This is a genomic window from Klebsiella sp. 18074 (genome assembly GCF_902705905.1).
GTDB lineage: Bacteria > Pseudomonadota > Gammaproteobacteria > Enterobacterales > Enterobacteriaceae > Klebsiella > Klebsiella terrigena.
The window spans coordinates 20,851-38,878 of record NZ_CACSIS010000021.1; the positions used below are offsets into that span (position 1 = coordinate 20,851).

15 protein-coding genes and 7 tRNA genes are annotated in these 18,028 nt (G+C 56.3%); 1 reads left to right on the forward strand and 21 read right to left on the reverse strand.

Going from position 1 to position 18,028, the window contains the following annotated elements; all coding sequences use genetic code 11:
* Positions 1-17 precede the first annotated feature (17 nt).
* The 9 genes from GVK32_RS19495 to miaB all read right to left on the reverse strand — a co-directional run bounded on the left by GVK32_RS19495 (position 18) and on the right by miaB (position 9,264).
* Positions 18-743, reverse strand: coding sequence for an amino acid ABC transporter ATP-binding protein (locus GVK32_RS19495; RefSeq protein WP_159871935.1), 726 nt, complete (start codon positions 741-743; stop codon positions 18-20).
* The gene (gene gltK, locus GVK32_RS19500; protein ID WP_041144588.1) at positions 743-1,417 is read right to left on the reverse strand and encodes a glutamate/aspartate ABC transporter permease GltK; all 675 of its coding nucleotides are present in this window, start codon (positions 1,415-1,417) and stop codon (positions 743-745) included. The genes GVK32_RS19495 and gltK overlap by 1 nt, the downstream gene beginning before the upstream one ends.
* A 2-nt stretch (positions 1,418-1,419) precedes the next feature.
* Entirely contained in the window at positions 1,420-2,160 is a 741-nt protein-coding gene (locus GVK32_RS19505; RefSeq protein WP_123707007.1) for an amino acid ABC transporter permease, read from the reverse strand.
* A gap of 163 nt (positions 2,161-2,323) precedes the next feature.
* Entirely contained in the window at positions 2,324-3,235 is a 912-nt protein-coding gene (locus GVK32_RS19510; RefSeq protein WP_159871938.1) for an amino acid ABC transporter substrate-binding protein, read from the reverse strand.
* A gap of 375 nt (positions 3,236-3,610) precedes the next feature.
* The gene (lnt, locus tag GVK32_RS19515; protein WP_159871941.1) at positions 3,611-5,149 is read right to left on the reverse strand and encodes an apolipoprotein N-acyltransferase; all 1,539 of its coding nucleotides are present in this window, start codon (positions 5,147-5,149) and stop codon (positions 3,611-3,613) included.
* A 22-nt stretch (positions 5,150-5,171) separates the two neighbouring features.
* Positions 5,172-6,050, reverse strand: coding sequence for a CNNM family magnesium/cobalt transport protein CorC (gene corC, locus GVK32_RS19520; protein WP_123707010.1), 879 nt, complete (start codon positions 6,048-6,050; stop codon positions 5,172-5,174).
* A 98-nt stretch (positions 6,051-6,148) separates the two neighbouring features.
* On the reverse strand, positions 6,149-6,616 hold the full coding sequence (ybeY, locus tag GVK32_RS19525) for an rRNA maturation RNase YbeY (protein WP_159871944.1): 468 nt from the start codon (positions 6,614-6,616) through the stop codon (positions 6,149-6,151).
* A complete protein-coding gene (locus GVK32_RS19530; RefSeq protein ID WP_041144594.1) occupies positions 6,613-7,659 on the reverse strand; it encodes a PhoH family protein in 1,047 nt (348 codons plus the stop codon). Before GVK32_RS19530 ends, ybeY begins: the two co-directional genes overlap by 4 nt.
* Before the next feature lie 180 nt (positions 7,660-7,839).
* Positions 7,840-9,264 carry a tRNA (N6-isopentenyl adenosine(37)-C2)-methylthiotransferase MiaB gene (gene miaB, locus GVK32_RS19535; RefSeq protein ID WP_159871947.1) on the reverse strand — a complete coding sequence of 475 codons (1,425 nt, stop codon included), beginning with the start codon at positions 9,262-9,264 and terminating at the stop codon, positions 7,840-7,842.
* A 291-nt stretch (positions 9,265-9,555) separates the two neighbouring features.
* Between miaB and ubiF the strand changes: the two genes are divergently transcribed.
* Entirely contained in the window at positions 9,556-10,731 is a 1,176-nt protein-coding gene (ubiF, locus tag GVK32_RS19540) for a 3-demethoxyubiquinol 3-hydroxylase (RefSeq protein WP_159871949.1), read from the forward strand.
* Positions 10,732-10,853: 122 nt separating this feature from the next.
* Here ubiF and GVK32_RS19545 read toward each other — a convergent pair.
* The 12 genes from GVK32_RS19545 to nagB all read right to left on the reverse strand — a co-directional run bounded on the left by GVK32_RS19545 (position 10,854) and on the right by nagB (position 17,859).
* Positions 10,854-10,928: transfer RNA gene (locus GVK32_RS19545), tRNA-Gln, on the reverse strand.
* Positions 10,929-10,963: 35 nt separating this feature from the next.
* A tRNA-Gln gene (locus GVK32_RS19550) sits at positions 10,964-11,038 on the reverse strand.
* Positions 11,039-11,084: 46 nt separating this feature from the next.
* A tRNA-Met gene (locus GVK32_RS19555) sits at positions 11,085-11,161 on the reverse strand.
* 21 nt (positions 11,162-11,182) lie between these two features.
* A tRNA-Gln gene (locus GVK32_RS19560) sits at positions 11,183-11,257 on the reverse strand.
* Between the two features lie 37 nt (positions 11,258-11,294).
* A tRNA-Gln gene (locus GVK32_RS19565) sits at positions 11,295-11,369 on the reverse strand.
* Between the two features lie 22 nt (positions 11,370-11,391).
* Positions 11,392-11,476 (reverse strand) — tRNA-Leu (locus GVK32_RS19570).
* Positions 11,477-11,486: 10 nt separating this feature from the next.
* Positions 11,487-11,563, reverse strand: a tRNA-Met gene (locus GVK32_RS19575).
* Between the two features lie 227 nt (positions 11,564-11,790).
* Complete coding sequence (asnB, locus tag GVK32_RS19580) at positions 11,791-13,455, reverse strand: asparagine synthase B (RefSeq protein WP_041144597.1); 1,665 nt, start codon at positions 13,453-13,455, stop codon at positions 11,791-11,793.
* Positions 13,456-13,733: 278 nt separating this feature from the next.
* Entirely contained in the window at positions 13,734-14,486 is a 753-nt protein-coding gene (locus tag GVK32_RS19585; RefSeq protein ID WP_041147548.1) for an HAD-IIA family hydrolase, read from the reverse strand.
* A 52-nt stretch (positions 14,487-14,538) separates the two neighbouring features.
* On the reverse strand, positions 14,539-15,759 hold the full coding sequence (locus tag GVK32_RS19590) for an N-acetylglucosamine repressor (RefSeq protein ID WP_159871951.1): 1,221 nt from the start codon (positions 15,757-15,759) through the stop codon (positions 14,539-14,541).
* Between the two features lie 8 nt (positions 15,760-15,767).
* Positions 15,768-16,916 (reverse strand): N-acetylglucosamine-6-phosphate deacetylase, encoded by a 1,149-nt coding sequence (gene nagA, locus GVK32_RS19595; RefSeq protein WP_159871953.1) that lies wholly within the window; start codon positions 16,914-16,916, stop codon positions 15,768-15,770.
* Between the two features lie 142 nt (positions 16,917-17,058).
* Positions 17,059-17,859 (reverse strand): glucosamine-6-phosphate deaminase, encoded by an 801-nt coding sequence (gene nagB, locus GVK32_RS19600; protein ID WP_123755961.1) that lies wholly within the window; start codon positions 17,857-17,859, stop codon positions 17,059-17,061.
* Between the last annotated feature and the right edge of the window lie 169 nt (positions 17,860-18,028).

The window sequence follows — 18,028 nt, forward strand, 5'->3', positions numbered from 1 at the left end:
CCGTGCGCGCCTGACCGTTAGTGGAGGATTTTGGCGAGGAAGTCTTTGGCGCGCTCGGACTGCGGATTGGCGAAAAATGCTTCCTTGTCAGCATCTTCGACGATCTTCCCTTCATCCATAAAGATCACCCGGTTGGCCACCTTGCGTGCGAAGCCCATTTCGTGGGTTACGACCATCATGGTCATGCCTTCGTTTGCCAGTTCGACCATGACGTCGAGCACTTCGTTGATCATCTCCGGATCCAGCGCCGACGTCGGTTCATCAAACAGCATGGCAATCGGGTCCATGCACAGCGCGCGGGCGATGGCGACGCGCTGCTGCTGGCCGCCTGAAAGCTGCGCCGGATATTTTTCCGCATGGGCGGAAAGCCCCACGCGTTCCAGCAGCTTCAGGCCTTTGGCGCGGGAAGTGGCTTTATTGCGGTTGAGCACTTTTACCTGCGCCAGCGTCAGGTTGTCGATAATCGACAGATGCGGAAACAGCTCAAAGTGCTGGAATACCATCCCGACGCGGGAGCGCAGCTTTGCGAGGTTGGTCTTTTTATCGTTCACCCTGGTGCCGTCCACGGTTATCTCGCCCTGTTGTATCGGCTCGAGGCCGTTAACGGTTTTGATCAGCGTTGATTTTCCCGAGCCTGACGGCCCGCAAACCACCACCACTTCGCCTTTTTTCACTTCCGTAGAGCAGTCGGTCAGCACCTGAAAGTGACCATACCATTTTGAAACGTTTTTCAGGGTAATCATTACACAGTCCTTTTCTTCAACCAGCTGACCAACAGCGATGCGCTGAGACTAATTGCAAAATAAACGGCACCTGCGAACAGGATCATTTCGACCTGGGTTCCGTCACGCTCGCCGATAGTGGACGCGGTGCGGAAGAAATCTGCCAGGCTCAGAACGTAGACCAGCGAGGTATCCTGGAACAGGACGATCCCCTGGGTTAACAGCAGCGGCACCATCGCGCGAAAGGCCTGCGGCAGGATAATCAGCTTCATCGACTGCCAGTGGGTCATCCCCAGCGCCAGCGCGGCGCTGGACTGGCCGCGGGAGATACTCTGGATGCCGGCACGGATAATTTCCGAATAGTACGCTGCTTCAAACATGGAGAACGCAATCATGGCCGAGATAAGCCGGATATCGGTCTTCGGCGACAGGCCAAGCACGTTCTGTAAAAAGCCCGGCACAATCAGATAAAACCACAGCAGCACCATCACCAGCGGGATGGAGCGGAACACGTTGACGTAGGTTTTGGCAAACCACGCCAGCGGTAAAAAGCTCGACAGACGCATGACCGCCAGCAGAGTGCCCCAGACGATACCGATAACGATGGCGATAACGGTGATTTTCAGGGTGATAACCAGTCCCGCCAGCAGATACGGCATGGATGGAACGATAGAACTCCAGTCAAAATCATACATAGTTATTTGCCCCCCAAATTGCCCGGCAGGCGAACTTTGCGCTCAACCACATACATAATCAGCATAATCACCGCGTTAATGAACACATAGGCGAGGGTAATGGCGGTAAACGACTCCCAGGCGTGGGCGGAGTAGTCCAGCAGCTTGCCCGCCTGCGCCGCCATGTCCGCCAGCCCGATGGTGGAGGCGATGGCCGAGTTTTTTACCAGGTTCATCATTTCCGACGTCATCGGCGGGACGATAACCCGATAGGCGTTGGGCAGCAGAACGTAGCGGTAGGTTTGCGGCAGGGTGAGACCCATTGCCAGCCCGGCGTTTTTCTGCCCGCGCGGCAGCGACTGGATCGCCGCACGCACCTGCTCACACACGCGTGCGGCGGTAAACAGCCCGAGGCAGAGCATGGAGGAGATAAAGAACTGAATATTGGGATCCAGCTCGGATTTAAACCACATGCCGATATTTTCTGGCAGCAGCTCCGGCACCACCAGGTACCAGGTAAAGAACTGCACGATCAGCGGAACGTTACGGAACAGTTCGACGTAGCAGGTGCCGATACCGGAGAGCAGCCGATTCGGAGCGGTACGTAAAATACCGAATAGCGAGCCGACGAGAAAAGCGATGATCCAGGCGGTAACCGACAGAGCGACGGTGACCTGAAAGCCGCTCCATAGCCAGCCCAGATAGGTGGTATTGCCGAACGGGGCCTGTTGCAGGAATATCCCCCAGTTCCAGTCTATTGACATAAATGACTCCTGGAAAAAAAAGGGTAGCAGCGCTACCCTTGAAGATCCTTGCCCAGCGTACTTCGGTGTTCGCGGCGGCTGGGGAACGACCAGCCACCGTATAGTCTGTCCGTGCTGTGACAACAATCGGGAGGGCAGGATTTCCCGCCCCTTGTTGTTTTAATTAGTTAAGAGCCTTGTCATTTGGTGATTTGAACAGCACCTTCATATCTTCAGAGAGTTCGAAGTTCATATTCAGGTTCTTCGGCGGGATTGGGTTTTTGAACCACTTGTCGAACCATTTTGCCGCTTCGCCAGAGGTCTGCGCCTTGGCAACGGTGTCGTCTACCAGGGTTTTGAACTGCGGGTCATCTTTACGCAGCATACAGCCGTAAGCTTCTTTGGACTGCGGCGTGCCGATGATTTCCCAGTTGTCCGGCTTCTTGGCCTTGGCACGTTCGCCGGCCAGCAGCGCGTCATCCATCATAAAGGCCACCGCGCGGCCGCTTTCCAGAGTACGGAAGGAGTCGCCGTGATCTTTAGCGCTGATGATGCGCATATTCATTTTTTTCTCGTCGTTCAGCTTGTGCAGCAGAATTTCTGAGGTGGTCCCGGACGTCACCACGACGGCTTTATCTTTCAGGTCAGCAAAGTCTTTGATCGCGCCGCCTTTTTTTGCCAGCAGACGGGTGCCGACGACAAAAATGGTGTCAGAGAAAGCCGCCTGTTTCTGCCGCTCCAGGTTGTTGGTGGTGGAGCCGCATTCGAAATCGTAGGTGCCGTTTTGCAGCAGCGGAATACGGTTCTGCGAGGTGACCGGAATCAGTTTTACCTGCAGGTCAGGTTTGTTCAGCTTCTTCTTGATAGCATCGACGATGGCGTTGGAGTAATCCTGCGAGTAGCCGACGACCTGCTGCTGGTTATCGTAGTAGGAGAACGGTACGGATGATTCACGATGGCCAACCACGATCACGCCGTTTTTGGCAATTTTATCCAGAGTGCTCTGGCCTGTAGCCGGTGCGGCATCTTCCGCGTGCGCCAGGCCGGCGGTCATACCCATGACCAGCATTGCTGTGGCCAGTTTACGTAATTGCATATCCAACTCCTTATCCGCAGCGCCAGGGACGCCATTGATGCCCATTGTGATTGTGTGTGAGCTTTATTATCGCTGCAGCCTTTAAGTGCAGCGTTTGTATGTGTTTGTTAGCATTTAGTTTGGCTTAATGTAAAGATTTTGCTGTGGTATTGTTTATTTTTGCGAAGCGCTCCGCACCATTTAAAGGCAAAAATCGCTCATTGCACCAAAATAGCGCGCAGCAGGTCTGCCTGTGGTGCAACCCGGTTGTACCAGCAGCCATAGCGGCGCGACGTAAGTATATTAAGCAATGGGCGTGCCAGATTGGGCGGGAAGGGAGAATTCCCCGGTGACGGGCATCACCGGGGCAGGCGGAGAGTATCCGCTAAGCAGGGATTAGCGGCGGTGCTGACGCAGGCTCATCAGCAGGGCGCCAAAGCCAAACAGCGCGGTCAGCGCCCACAGCGGCCAGTTGCCGGTGCGGGCGTACGGCGTCAGGCCCGTCGTCGGAGTGACCTTAGTGGTGAGCACGGCGCGGGTGAACTGCGGGATCATGTCCTGAATTTCACCCCGCGGACCAATGACGGCGGTAATGCCGTTATTGGTGCTGCGCAGCAGCGGACGCGCCAGCTCCAGCGCGCGCATGCGCGCCATCTGGAAGTGTTGCCACGGGCCTATCGACTTGCCAAACCAGGCGTCGTTGGAGATGGTCAGCAGGAAGTCGGTATCCGGGCGGAAATTATCGCGCACCTGCTCGCCGAGGATTATTTCGTAGCAGATAGCGGCCGTTAGCTTAAGGTTATGCGCCACCAGCTGCGGCTGAACGTACGGGCCGCGGCTGAAGGAGGACATCGGCAGATCGAAGAACGGTGCCAGCGGGCGCAGAATCGATTCCAGCGGCACAAACTCGCCAAACGGAACCAGATGGTTCTTGTTATAGCGATCCGTGGAGTCGTAGCTGTAAGGGTTATCCTTGCCCAGCGTAATGATGGTGTTGTAGGTGTCGTAGCGGTTCTGCTTGTTCAGTCGGGCATCGACGATGCCGGTGACCAGCGAACTGTTTTTCGACCGCAGCAGGTTATCCATCATGGTGAGGAAATTCTGCTGATTGATCTCCAGATCCGGAATGGCGGATTCGGGCCAGATAATCAGCTGGGATGAGCCCATATGCGGCTGGGTCAGATCCATATAGGTCTTCAGCGTGTTGAACAGCTGCTTTTCATCCCACTTAAGGGCCTGCGGAATATCCCCCTGCACCAGCGACACTTCGGTCGCGCGCTCGGGCAGCAGCTGATACCACTGAATGTAGCGCAGCGGGAAGGGCAGGGCGAAGAGCACCGCGGCGATAATCAGCGGTTTCCAGCGACGCTCGACGGCGGCCAGCACCAGCAGACCGCTGACGACCATCAGCAGGAAGTTAATCGCCTCGACGCCAACGATCGGGGCTAAGCCCTTCAGCGGGCCGTCAATCTGGCTGTAGCCGAACTGCAGCCACGGGAAGCCGGTCAGCACCCAGCCGCGCAGAAACTCGGTGATTTGCCAGACCACGGGCGCGGCGATGGCGACGCGCAGCCAGCTGGTTTTGGGCCACAGGCGGGAGAGCAGTCCGGCGAACAGCCCGGTGTACAGCGACATATAGGCTGCCAGCAGCACCACGAGGAACACGTTGACCGGGCCTGGCATGCCGCCAAACTGCGCGATGCTGACGTAAACCCAGTTGATCCCCGAGCCGAACAGCCCCATGCCCCAGAAGAAACCAATCCAGGCGCTCTGCAAAGGACGACGGTTAAGGGTTAAGCCCTGCAGGCCGATGAGCGAAATAATCGCCGCGGGCCAGATGTCATAAGGAGAAAAAGCCAGCGTTCCGCTGGCTCCGAATAATAGCGCCAGCAGCAGACGTACGCGCTGGCGTTCAAGAAGAGAGGCAAATACCATTTAGGTTAATCGTCCCGTGTGATTAGTCTTCCAGCTTCGGCTGCGGCGCGTCTTCAGGAAGTTTGACATGTACCTGGATAATACGTCGGCTATCAGCCATTGCGACCTTGAATTGGTAACCATCAATGTCGATAGACTCGCCGCGAGCCGGCAGATGGCCAAAGGCCTGCATCACCAGTCCGCCAATGGTATCAACTTCTTCATCGCTGAAGTGGGTGCCGTAGGCTTCGTTGAAGTCTTCAATCGAGGCCAGCGCGCGGACCGTCCAGGTGTGTCGGCTCAGCTGACGAAAATCGATATCTTCTTCTTCATCGTATTCGTCTTCGATTTCACCGACGATAAGCTCAAGGATGTCTTCAATGGTCACCAGACCGGAGACGCCGCCAAACTCATCGATAACGATAGCCATATGATAACGCTGGGAGCGGAACTCTTTCAGCATGCGGTCAACCCGCTTGCTTTCAGGCACGACAACCGCCGGGCGTAACACTTGTTCCATGCTGAAAGCTTCGGAATTGCTGCGCATAAACGGCAGCAGATCTTTGGCCATCAGAATCCCTTCGATGTGATCTTTGTCTTCGCTGATCACCGGGAAACGCGAGTGGGCGGATTCGATGATGACATCGAGGCACTCGTCCAGGGTCTGGTTGCGTTTCAGGGTAATCATCTGCGAGCGGGGGATCATAATATCGCGGACGCGCTGGTCGGCGATATCCATTACCCCTTCGAGCATATCGCGCGTATCTTCGTCGATAAGGTCGTTTTGCCCGGAATCACGGATCAGCGCCAGCAGTTCATCACGGTTTTTGGGTTCTCCGTGAAAGAGCTGGCTGAGTAACAGGGAGAAGAATCCCTTTTTGCTGTTTACTGTGTCACTACTGTGTGAGTTGTCGTCGCTCATGGCGTCGTGTGGGTTCTCATGTTAGTTAAATCGTCGCCCGTCGCGCGTGTACTCAGCGCCCGGCATAGCGGCCAGTCGCCGGCAAAGCCGGCGGCAGGTTATTCCTTCTCGGCAATGTACGGATCCTCATAGCCCAGAGCAAGCATTATCTCTGTTTCGAGGCTTTCCATCTCTTCCGCTTCTTCATCAACGATGTGGTCATAGCCCAGCAGGTGCAGGCTGCCGTGTATAACCATATGCGCCCAGTGCGCTTCCAGCAGTTTTTCCTGCTCTTTCGCTTCCTGCTCAACCACCTGGCGGCAGATGATCAAATCACCGAGCAGCGGCAGCTCGATGCCCGGTGGCGCTTCGAAGGGGAATGACAGCACGTTAGTCGGCTTATCCTTGCCGCGATAGGTCAGATTTAGCTCGTGGCTCTCGGCTTCGTCTACCAGGCGAACGGTCACTTCCGACTCTTCCTGGAACTGAGGGATCACGGCATCCAGCCAGCGCTGAAACTGCGCTTCATCCGGCAGTCCGCCGTTCTCTTCGCAAGCCAGCTGTAAATCGAGAATAACCTGACTCATTTTTGCTCCTGTTCCTGGGCTTCACGTTTGCGCTCGGCGGCCAGTTCTGCTTTACGTTTTTGATCCGCCTCTTCCCACGCCTCATAGGCGTTGACGATGCGGGCCACCACCGGGTGGCGCACGACGTCTTCGCTATTGAAGAAGTTGAAGCTGATTTCATCGACTTCCGCCAGCACTTCGATAGCGTGACGCAGGCCGGATTTGGTGCTGCGCGGCAGGTCAATCTGGGTGACGTCGCCGGTGATCACCGCTTTAGAGTTAAAACCAATACGGGTCAGGAACATCTTCATCTGCTCGATGGTGGTGTTCTGGCTCTCATCGAGAATGATAAAGGCGTCGTTCAGCGTACGGCCGCGCATATAGGCCAGCGGCGCGACTTCAATCACGTTGCGCTCGATCAGCTTCTCAACTTTCTCAAAGCCCATCATTTCGAACAGCGCGTCGTACAGCGGGCGCAGGTAGGGATCGACCTTCTGGCTGAGATCCCCAGGCAGGAAGCCCAGCTTCTCACCGGCCTCAACGGCGGGGCGGGTCAGCAGAATACGGCGCACGTCCTGACGCTCCAGGGCATCGACCGCGGCGGCAACCGCCAGATAGGTTTTCCCGGTGCCGGCAGGGCCGACCCCGAAGGTGATATCGTGGTCGAGGATGTTGGCGACGTACTGCGCCTGGTTTGGCGTGCGGGGCTTAATCACGCCGCGCTTGGTCTTGATATTAATGGCTTTGCCGTACTCCGGGACGCTCTCGGCGCTCTGCTCGAGCACGCGGGCCTCTTTGATGGCAAGGTGAATCTGCTCCGGCTCGATATCGTTAATCTGCCCGCGCATGGGGGCGGTATCGACGTACAGGCTGCGCAGAATATCCGCCGCCGCGTTGACGCATATTGGGCGTCCGGTCAGCTTAAAGTGATTGTCACGGCGGTTGATTTCGATGCCCAACCGGCGCTCAAGCTGTTTGATGTTGTCGTCAAACGGGCCGCACAGCCCAAGCAGGCGTGCGTTGTCCGCTGGTTCCAGGGTGATTTCGCGAGTTTCTGTGTTCAAGCTGTTCCTCTTATCTGCGTTTTGCCGGGCGATAAACGGGTATAGCCGCCATCTTGCAGGCGATACCCCGGCGGGTAAGGAAATTATTCACGTCACGGGAATATGGCGCAAGCATTGCTATGAATATTGGGTCCGGGAGAGGAAATACAAGGCCTGCCGGAGCCGGCAGGCCTGAACGGATTAAGGCTGATAAAGCGTGGCGCCCGAATCGTTTTCTTTGCGGGTCCGCGCGATGACGGATTGCGGTGATTCCACAATGCGTAAGCCCATCTCCTCTTCGGTACGCACGATTTTTCCGCGCAGCGAGTTGGTATAGACGTCGACGATCTCGACGTCGACAAACTTGCCGATCATATCCGGCGTCCCTTCGAAGTTGACGACCCGGTTATTTTCGGTACGCCCGGTGAGCTCCATAATGCTCTTGCGGGAGGTGCCTTCGACCAGAATACGCTGGGTGGTGCCGAGCATCCGGCGGCTCCAGGCCATCGCCTGCTGGTTGATGCGCTCCTGCAGAATATAGAGGCGCTGTTTCTTATCTTTTTCCGGGACGTCGTCGACCATATCCGCCGCCGGCGTGCCCGGGCGCGCGGAGAAGACAAAGCTGTAGCTGACGTCGAGATTCACATCGGCAATCAGCTTCATGGTCTTCTCGAAATCGTCGTTGGTTTCACCGGGGAAGCCGACGATAAAGTCGGAGCTTATCTGGATATTTGGCCGCGCTTCGTACAGCTTGCGCACGATGCCTTTATATTCCAGCGCCGTGTGGGTGCGCCCCATCAGGTTCAGCACGCGGTCAGAGCCGCTCTGTACCGGCAGATGCAGGAAGCTTACCAGCTCCGGGGTGTCGCGATAGACGTCAATAATGTCATCGGTAAATTCGATCGGGTGGCTGGTGGTGAAGCGAATGCGATCGATCCCGTCGATCGCAGCGACCAGACGCAGCAGATCGGCAAAGCTGCCGGTGGTGCCGTCGTAGTTTTCGCCGCGCCAGGCGTTAACGTTCTGTCCGAGCAGGTTGACCTCGCGGACACCTTGAGCCGCCAGCTGGGCAATCTCGAACAGGATATCGTCAGAAGGACGGCTGACCTCTTCACCGCGGGTATAGGGCACCACGCAGTAGGTACAATATTTGTTGCAGCCTTCCATAATCGAGACGAACGCGGTAGGCCCGTCGGCGCGGGGTTCCGGCAGGCGGTCAAACTTTTCGATCTCCGGGAAGCTGACGTCGACCACCGGCCGGCGGTTGCCGCGCACCGAGTTAATCATTTCCGGCAGGCGATGGAGCGTCTGCGGGCCAAAAATAATATCGACATAGTGGGCGCGCTGACGGATCAGCTTGCCCTCCTGCGAGGCGACGCAGCCGCCGACGCCGATAATCAGGTTGGGATTTTTTTCTTTCAGTAATTTCCAGCGGCCCAGCTGGTGGAAGACTTTTTCCTGGGCCTTCTCGCGAATTGAGCAGGTATTGAGCAGCAGGACGTCCGCTTCTTCCGCGATTTCAGTGAGCTGATACCCGTGCGTGGCATCCAGCAGATCGGCCATCTTTGATGAATCGTATTCGTTCATCTGACAGCCCCAGGTTTTAATATGGAGTTTTTTTGTCATCGACATGCTCATGCTCAATTATAGATATCCAAAATGACGGGTACAGACGCTCTATGAATTTCGAATTGCAGGCGGCAGGCCCGGGAGATCCCAGCATCATAGGTCGCTATGAGACTGGGGCGAGCGGGTGCAGCCAGGGCACCTGCAATTTGAAAAACGACGAGTATAGCCAGGATTGCAGGGGGCACATTGTAATGCTTTGGGGGGGCCCTGACCAGCGCGAGCGTAATCACCACAGGGCGCCTGAAAATCCGGTAAACTGAATGGATTGAGGTTTTAAGGATAATTGCCATGACAATTCACGCAACGGATGTCGCCATTATTGGCGGTGGAATGGTTGGCGGCGCCCTGGCGCTAGGGCTGGCACAGCACGGTTTTACGGTGACGGTCATCGAGAAGGCCGCGCCGGCGGCTTTTGACCCGACACAGCCGCCGGACGTGCGCATTTCGGCGATCGGCTCTTCTTCCGTCGGGCTGTTAAAAAGCCTTGGCGTCTGGGAGAAGATACGCGCGATGCGCGTGCATCCCTATCGTCGGCTGGAGACCTGGGAGTGGGAAGCGGCTCACGTCTCCTTCGACGCCGCGGAGCTGGCGCTCTCTGAGCTGGGCTATATGGTGGAGAATAACGTGCTGCAGCTGGCTCTGTGGCAGGCGCTGGAGGCGCATGAGCAGGTTACGCTGCGGGTTGGCGTTTCGCTGCAGGCGCTGCAGCGCGAATCTGCGCATACGCTATTGCGCCTGAGCGACGGCAGCGAGTGCGCGGCCCGGCTGGTTATTGGCGCCGACGGCGCAAACTCCGAGGTGCGTCGGCTGGCCGGGATTGGCGTACAGGCGTGGCAGTACCAGCAATCCTGCATGTTGATTAGCGTCCAGTGCGCCGACGATCCCGGCGACAGCACCTGGCAGCAGTTTACGCCCTCCGGGCCGCGCGCGTTTCTGCCGCTGTTCGATCGCTGGGCCTCGCTGGTCTGGTACGACACCCCCGCGCGAATTCGTCAGCTGCAGGGGATGAGCATGGCGCAGCTCCAGCAGGAGATTGGGCGCCATTTCCCGTCGCGCTGCGGTGAGGTCACGCCGCTAAGCGCCGGCGCGTTTCCGCTGACCCGCCGCCACGCGCTGCAGTATGTGCAGCCGGGGCTGGCGCTGGTGGGTGACGCCGCGCACACCATTCATCCGCTGGCGGGGCAGGGAGTTAATCTCGGCTATCGCGACGTCGATGCGATGCTGGATGTCTTAACGCGCGCGCGGGATCGCGGTGAGGAGTGGGACAGCCTGCCGGTGCTCAAACGCTATCAGACGCGGCGCAGAACCGATAATTTCATTATGCAGTCGGGGATGGATCTGTTTTACGTTGGCTTCAGCAACGATCTGGCGCCGGTGCGCGCGCTGCGCAATATCGGCCTGATGGCGGCGGCGCGGGCGGGTATTTTAAAGCGTCAGGCGCTGAAGTACGCGCTGGGGCTGTAGCTAAGAGGTTCCCCGGCCCGCGCCAGGCTTAGCCGGGGAGCCGCGTTGATATTACCGTGCGCTGAAAGTGGCGGACGACAAAAACAAAAAAGCTCGCCGAAGCGAGCTTTTTTGTTACTAAGTGGCTGGGGTACGAGGATTCGAACCTCGGAATGCTGGTATCAGAAACCAGAGCCTTACCGCTTGGCGATACCCCAACGGGTGCGCTCACAAGTGAACGACTTTTTTAAATTGGCTGGGGTACGAGGATTCGAACCTCGGAATGCTGGTATCAGAAACCAGAGCCTTACCGCTTGGCGATACCCCAACAATTTTTTTTGGATTTATCGAACTGAATCAATAATTCCTTTATATGGTGGCTACGACGGGATTCGAACCTGTGACCCCATCATTATGAGTGATGTGCTCTAACCAGCTGAGCTACGTAGCCAAATCTTATCACATTCTTCGATGGCTGGGGTACCTGGATTCGAACCAGGGAATGCCGGTATCAAAAACCGGTGCCTTACCGCTTGGCGATACCCCAATAACCGTCGCGGTGAACCGCTAACCTCGAAGAAATATGGCTGGGGTACCTGGATTCGAACCAGGGAATGCCGGTATCAAAAACCGGTGCCTTACCGCTTGGCGATACCCCATCCGTGCAACGCGTTCGGTGAATGGTGCGGGAGGCGAGACTTGAACTCGCACACCTTGCGGCGCCAGAACCTAAATCTGGTGCGTCTACCAATTTCGCCACTCCCGCAAAAAAAAGATGGTGGCTACGACGGGATTCGAACCTGTGACCCCATCATTATGAGTGATGTGCTCTAACCAGCTGAGCTACGTAGCCATCTTTTTTTTCGCGTTACCTTATCGGCGTTGCGGGGCGCATTATGCGTATTGGGCCTGCGAGCGTCAACCTCTTTTTCAAGGAAAATCGCTGGAATGTGACTGTTTGGTTAGGTTGCGAGCAGCGTGGTGTAATAATCGGCAATTATTGGTTATTTATCGCTTTTAACCCGTAAATAAAGGCATAAAAAAACGGACCCCGCGGGGTCCGTTTGTCGTCTGACTCGATTATTTATAGGCCGACTGGTGCACGCCTACCGCGCGTCCTGACGGATCGTTCATGGTTTTGAACGTTTCATCCCATTCGATGGCTTTAGCCGAAGAGCAGGCGACTGACGGGCCACCGGGGACACACTCCGCGGCGCTCGGCAGCGGGAACAGCTCTTCGAAGATTTCACGGTACAGATACGCCTCTTTCGACGACGGCGTGTTGTACGGGAAGCGGAAGGCGGCGGTTTCCAGCTGCTGGTCGGAAATCTGCCCGGCCGCCACTTCTTTCAGCGTATCGATCCAGCTGTAGCCGACGCCGTCTGAGAACTGCTCCTTCTGGCGCCACGCCACGCTTGCCGGCAGGTAGGATTCAAAGCATTCGCGCAGGATATGCTTTTCCATTTTGCCGTTGCCGCACATCTTATCCTGCGGGTTGATGCGCATCGCGACGTCGAGGAACTGCTTGTCGAGGAACGGCACGCGGGCTTCCACGCCCCACGCGGACATCGCTTTGTTCGCACGGGCGCAGTCAAACATATGCAGCGCCTGCAGCTTGCGCACGGTTTCTTCATGCAACTCTTTGGCGTTTGGCGCTTTGTGGAAATAGAGATAGCCGCCAAACACCTCATCAGAACCTTCGCCTGACAGCACCATTTTGATGCCCATCGCTTTGATTTTACGCGACATCAGGTACATCGGCGTCGACGCGCGGATGGTGGTCACGTCGTAAGTTTCGATGTGATAAATCACGTCGCGAATGGCGTCGAGGCCTTCCTGCACGGTGAAGTGGATCTCGTGGTGCACGGTGCCCAGATGGTTTGCCACTTCCTGCGCAGCTTTCAGATCCGGCGATCCGACCAGGCCGACGGCAAAGGAGTGCAGCTGCGGCCACCAGGCTTCGCTACGCTCCTGATCTTCAACGCGACGGGCGGCAAACTTTTTGGTGATTGCGGAGATGACCGAAGAGTCCAGGCCGCCTGAAAGCAGCACGCCGTAAGGAACGTCGGACATCAGGTGGCTTTTCACCGACTCTTCCAGCGCCTGACGCAGCTCGTTTTTGTCGGTCACGTTATCTTTTACCGCGTCGTAATCAAACCAGTCGCGCTGGTAATACTCGCGGATTTCGCCATCTTTGCTCCACAGGTAGCTGCCGGCCGGGAACTCTTTAATGGTGCGGCACACAGGAACCAGCGCCTTCATTTCTGATGCGACGTAGAAGTTACCGTGTTCGTCGTGACCCATATACAGCGGAATGATGCCGATATGGTCTCGGCCGATCAGGTAAGCATCCTGCTCGCTGTCGTACAGCGCGAAGGCAAACATGCCCTGCAGATCGTCAAGGAAGGCCGGGCCTTTTTCCTGATACAGCGCGAGGATGACTTCGCAGTCTGAACCGGTCTGGAAGGCATAGCGGTCGCCGTATTCTGCGCGCAGCGCCTGGTGGTTATAAATTTCGCCGTTCACCGCCAGGGCGTGGGTTTTTTGTTGGTTATACAGCGGCTGAGCGCCGGCGTTAACGTCAACGATAGAGAGACGTTCATGGACCAGAATGGCTTTATCGCTGGCGTAGACGCCGGACCAGTCCGGCCCGCGGTGGCGCATCAGGCGGGAAAGCTCCAGTGCCTTTTTACGCAGTTCTACCGCGTCAGTTTTAATATCCAGTACGCCGAAAATTGAACACATAGCCTTCTCCGTTACCCTGTCGTATTTGATGTTGTGCAGACGTCGTCTTGTTGCGAGATCTTAGTGCGTGTTTAAGAAAATGCCGCAAAGGAGAGGGCGGTGCAAGGGATTTACGGGGGCAACAGGAAAAAACGCAATTGTGATTGTTGAATATTAAAAAAAGAACATGTTTTGAGCGACTTTATTGAAGAATATTCAAAAATAAGCCGTTTTCATTAGATGAGGTTTTTTTATTGTGCGTGAAAAATGAAAAACCACGTCCTGGGACGTGGTTTGGCTTAGAAAATATCGATTTCGGCCACCGACGGATAGATCCACGACGGTCGGAACGGCAGGCTGTCGATGTCGTCGAGCGTCGAGACGCCGGACAGCACGAGGATCGTTTCCAGGCCGGCCTGGAAGCCCGCCAGAATATCGGTACGCAGGTTATCGCCGACGATGACGGTTTGCTCGGAGTGGGCCTGCATCTTGTTCAGCGCGGAGCGGATAATCCACGGGCTCGGCTTGCCGACGTAAAACGGCTTGCGGCCGGAGATCTTCTCAATCCCCGCGCACAGCGCGCCGCAGGCCGGGTAGAAGCCGCGGCCGTGGGTGTCCGGATTGGTGGCAATAAAGCGCGCGCCGTTTGCTACAAAGAAGGCCGCCTTGTGCATCATCTCCCAGTTAAAGGAGCGGGTCTCGCCGACGATGACAAAATCCGGGTTGACGTCGGTGATGGTGAAGCCCGCCTTATAAAGCTCGTGGATCAGCGCGCCTTCGCCCACCACGTAGGCTTTTTTCCCCTCCTGACGGCGCAGAAAGTCGGCGGTGGCCATGGCGGAGGTGTAAAAGGCGCTATCCGGGACGTCAATGCCCGCCGTGGCGAAGCGGTTGGCCAGGTCCTGGCCGGTCTGAGACGGATAGTTGGTCAACATCACCAGCGGCATCTCTTTTTCGAGAATGCGTTTGATAAATTCAGCAGCGCCCGGCACGGCCACATTGTCGTGCATCAGCACGCCGTCGATATCACAAATTACGTTTTGAATGGTCATGTACAGTCCGACATCGTTGAAGAAAGGCACAAATGGGTGAACAAAAAACAGGCTAATTTTCCAGCAGGCGCTGGAGCAGGATCCCGTTGAGCATAGCGCGCTTCACCAGCGCAAAGGCGCCGATCGCCGAACGGTGATCGAGCGTGGATCGCACCACCGGCAGATTTTTGCGAAACGCTTTTAGCGCCTGGGCGTTAATGCAGCCTTCGATGGCCGGGAGCAAAACTTTTTCTGCTTCGATGATTTCGCCGGCTATCACCACCTTCTGCGGATTGAACAGGTTAATGGCGATGGCAATGGTTTTTCCCAGATGGCGGCCGACGTGTTCGATAACCTCGCAGGCCAGGGTATCGCCCTTATTGGCGGCTTTGCAGATGGCTTTAATATTGCACTCGTCCACGCTAAGGCGACTCTGATAGCCCTGTTCCAGCAGATGGCGCACCCGCTGTTCGATGGCCGCATTGGCGGCGACGGTCTCCAGACAGCCGAAGTTGCCGCAGTGGCAGCGCTCGCCGAGCGGGTCGACCTGGATGTGGCCTATCTCACCCACGTTACCGTTGCGGCCGATAAAAATGCGGCCGTTGGAGATAATTCCCGCCCCTGTGCCGCGGTGGACGCGCACCAGAATAGAGTCTTCGCAGTCCTGACTTGCGCCAAAGTAGTGCTCCGCCAGCGCCAGGCTGCGGATATCATGGCCGACAAAACAGGTCACTTTAAAGCGTTTTTCCAGCGCCTCTACCAGACCCCAGTTCTCAACCTGAATATGCGGCATGTAACGAATGACGCCGCTTTCCGGATCGACAAGACCGGGTAAAATGACTGAGATAGCGATGAGCTCACGGATCTTGCGCTGGCAGCGTTCGCTAAAGGCGGCGATGATGTTCAGCAGCGCGTGCTCGAGGGTTTCCTGCGTGCGCTCCGGCAGCGGGAAGTGCTCCTCTTCCAGCGTCTTGCTGCTTAAATCGTACAGGGTCAGGGTGGCATCGTGGCGGCCGAGGCGTATGCCAATGGCCTGGAAGCTGCGGGTCTCGGCAATAATGGAGATAGCGCGGCGGCCTCCGGTGGAGGCCTGCTGATCGACTTCTTTGATCAGCCCGCGTTCAATTAGTTGACGCGTGATTTTAGTCACGCTGGCAGGGGCAAGCTGGCTTTGTTCCGCGATCTGAATGCGCGAGATGGGGCCATGCTGGTCAATCAGGCGGTATACGGCCGCGCTGTTCAGCTGTTTTACGAGATCAACGTTACCAATTTGAGCATGTCCGCCTGCTGTCATACTTTTACTTACTCAGTGACGACCTCGTTACCATTAACGATGGTCTTGATGATTTTATAGTCGCGGGTAAAGGCGGTCAGGTTAGCGACCATTCCCGGCGCAATGCTGCCGAGCTGCTTTTCCACGCCAATGGCACGCGCAGGGTAGAGGGTTGCCATCCGCAACACTTCTTCCAGCGCGATACCGCAATGTTCGACGAGATTACGCACGCCTTCAATCATGGTCAGCGAAGAACCACTGAGGGTACCGTTTTCATCTACGCACAGTCCGTTACGGTAGTATATTGTTTTACCAGCAAAAATGAACTGCTCAATATTGGCACCCGCCGGCGCAGTGGCATCGGTCACGAGGCACAGCTTGTCGCCCTTCAGGCGCTTCGCATTGCGTACGTTAGCATAATCAACGTGCATACCGTCGACGATAATACCGCAGTAAACGTCCGGCTCGTCAAAAATAGCGCCCGCCAGGCCCGGCTCGCGTCCGGTAATATACGGCATGGCGTTATAAAGATGGGTTGCGAAAGTGATGCCCGCGCGGAAACCGATTTTGGCTTCCTTGAGGGTGGCGTTGGAGTGCCCTGCGGAGACGACAATCCCGGCGTTGACCAACTGGCGAATCACTTCTGGCCCGACGCGCTCCGGCGCAAGGGTCACCTTGGTGATGACATCGGCATTTTCGCACAGGAACTCCACCAGCGCGGCGTCCGGTTTACGCACGTAGTCCGGGTTGTGGGTCCCTTTTTTGACGATGTTCAGCCACGGGCCTTCAAGATGCAGGCCCAGCGCCTGGTTAGGATACTTTTGCAGGTACTCGCGCATGACGCGCACGCCCTGTTTCATCAGATCGTCGCTGGAGGTGATAAGCGTTGGCAGATAGCTGGTGCAGCCGGAGCGTTCGTTGGCTTTCTGCATGATTTCCAGCGTTTCGACGGTCACCGCATCCGGGCTGTCGTTAAACTGCACGCCGCCGCAGCCGTTCAGCTGGACGTCGATAAAACCGGGGGCGAGAACGGCGCCGTTGACCGAGCGCTGCTCAATCTCGGACGGTAAATCAGCCAGTGAACAGATCCGTTCGATAAGGCCATCAGCGATAACTATCGCATGGTCATCCAGAATTTCATGACCGGTATAGATCCGGCCTTGGGTTAATGCATACATACGACCCCCGGTTTACGCACGCTTTCCTTCAGGCCGGCCTGATGAGCAGACCGTTAACTGACCGTTTTGCTGCCGGCTGAATGATGGCGTGCATCAAAAAAAAAGAAATGTCCCGCGGGGGTAGCCGCAGGACGGGACCAGATTACAGCCCTTTGACGTTTTCGGCTTCTAATTCGTTGAAGTATTTCAGCGTCTTCACTTTCAGTTCCATGGTGGACGGCTCGTCGCAAACCACCACGGCTTTCGGGTGCAGCTGCAGACAGGTAATGGTCCACATGTGGTTGACGTTGCCTTCTACCGCCGCCTGCAGCGCCAGCGCTTTCTGATGGCCCAGCACCAGAATCATCACTTCTTCGGCATCCAGCAGAGTACCCACGCCAACGGTCAGGGCGTATTTTGGTACCAGATCAACGTCGCCGTCGAAGAAGCGGGAGTTTGCCACGCGGGTGTCATGGGTCAGGGTTTTAATACGGGTACGGGAAGCCAGAGAAGAAGCCGGTTCGTTGAACGCGATGTGTCCGTCGTTGCCTACGCCGCCCATAAACAGGTTAATTTTGCCGTAAGAGCGGATTTTTTCTTCATAACGACGGCATTCTGCATCGATATCTGGCGCGTTACCATTCAGAAGGTTAATGTTTTCCGCCGGAATATCAACGTGATCAAAGAAGTTGCGATGCATGAAGCTATGATAGCTTTCCGGATGCTCTTTCGGCAGACCAACGTATTCGTCCATGTTGAAGGTGACAACATGTTTGAAGCTGACCTGGCCTGATTTGTGCATCTCAACCAGCGCTTTGTAAGCGGTCAGAGGGGTGCCACCGGTAGGCAGACCAAGGACAAACGGACGGTCTGCTGTCGGTTTGAACGCATTGATGCGATTAACGATATGGCGAGCGGCCCATTTGCCGACTTGTTCAGCGGTTACCAGGGGGATCAGTCTCATTCTTCACCTCTATAGTTAAATTAGAACCTGGCGGATTGGCGCCAGCATACTATTAAGAGTATTGCAGTCTCTACGCCGACCGGGGTCAATCCGTGTTGATTTTTTGAATGATAAAATAAGTTTTCGAAGTTAGCCAGTCATCGGGAGGGGTTAATACGATATTTGGTGA

Excerpts from the sequence above, each read along its gene's own strand:
- asnB (WP_041144597.1), bottom strand. The coding sequence starts at position 13,455 with ATGTGTTCAATTTTCGGCGTACTGGATATTAAAACTGACGCGGTAGAA.
- gltK (WP_041144588.1), bottom strand. The coding sequence starts at position 1,417 with ATGTATGATTTTGACTGGAGTTCTATCGTTCCATCCATGCCGTATCTG.
- nagB (WP_123755961.1), bottom strand. The coding sequence starts at position 17,859 with ATGAGACTGATCCCCCTGGTAACCGCTGAACAAGTCGGCAAATGGGCC.
- GVK32_RS19495 (WP_159871935.1), bottom strand. The coding sequence starts at position 743 with ATGATTACCCTGAAAAACGTTTCAAAATGGTATGGTCACTTTCAGGTG.
- ybeY (WP_159871944.1), bottom strand. The coding sequence starts at position 6,616 with ATGAGTCAGGTTATTCTCGATTTACAGCTGGCTTGCGAAGAGAACGGC.
- GVK32_RS19585 (WP_041147548.1), bottom strand. The coding sequence starts at position 14,486 with ATGACCATTCAAAACGTAATTTGTGATATCGACGGCGTGCTGATGCAC.
- miaB (WP_159871947.1), bottom strand. The coding sequence starts at position 9,264 with ATGACAAAAAAACTCCATATTAAAACCTGGGGCTGTCAGATGAACGAA.
- lnt (WP_159871941.1), bottom strand. The coding sequence starts at position 5,149 with ATGGTATTTGCCTCTCTTCTTGAACGCCAGCGCGTACGTCTGCTGCTG.
- corC (WP_123707010.1), bottom strand. The coding sequence starts at position 6,050 with ATGAGCGACGACAACTCACACAGTAGTGACACAGTAAACAGCAAAAAG.
- GVK32_RS19510 (WP_159871938.1), bottom strand. The coding sequence starts at position 3,235 with ATGCAATTACGTAAACTGGCCACAGCAATGCTGGTCATGGGTATGACC.
- GVK32_RS19505 (WP_123707007.1), bottom strand. The coding sequence starts at position 2,160 with ATGTCAATAGACTGGAACTGGGGGATATTCCTGCAACAGGCCCCGTTC.
- nagA (WP_159871953.1), bottom strand. The coding sequence starts at position 16,916 with ATGTATGCATTAACCCAAGGCCGGATCTATACCGGTCATGAAATTCTG.
- GVK32_RS19590 (WP_159871951.1), bottom strand. The coding sequence starts at position 15,759 with ATGACAGCAGGCGGACATGCTCAAATTGGTAACGTTGATCTCGTAAAA.
- ubiF (WP_159871949.1), top strand. The coding sequence starts at position 9,556 with ATGACAATTCACGCAACGGATGTCGCCATTATTGGCGGTGGAATGGTT.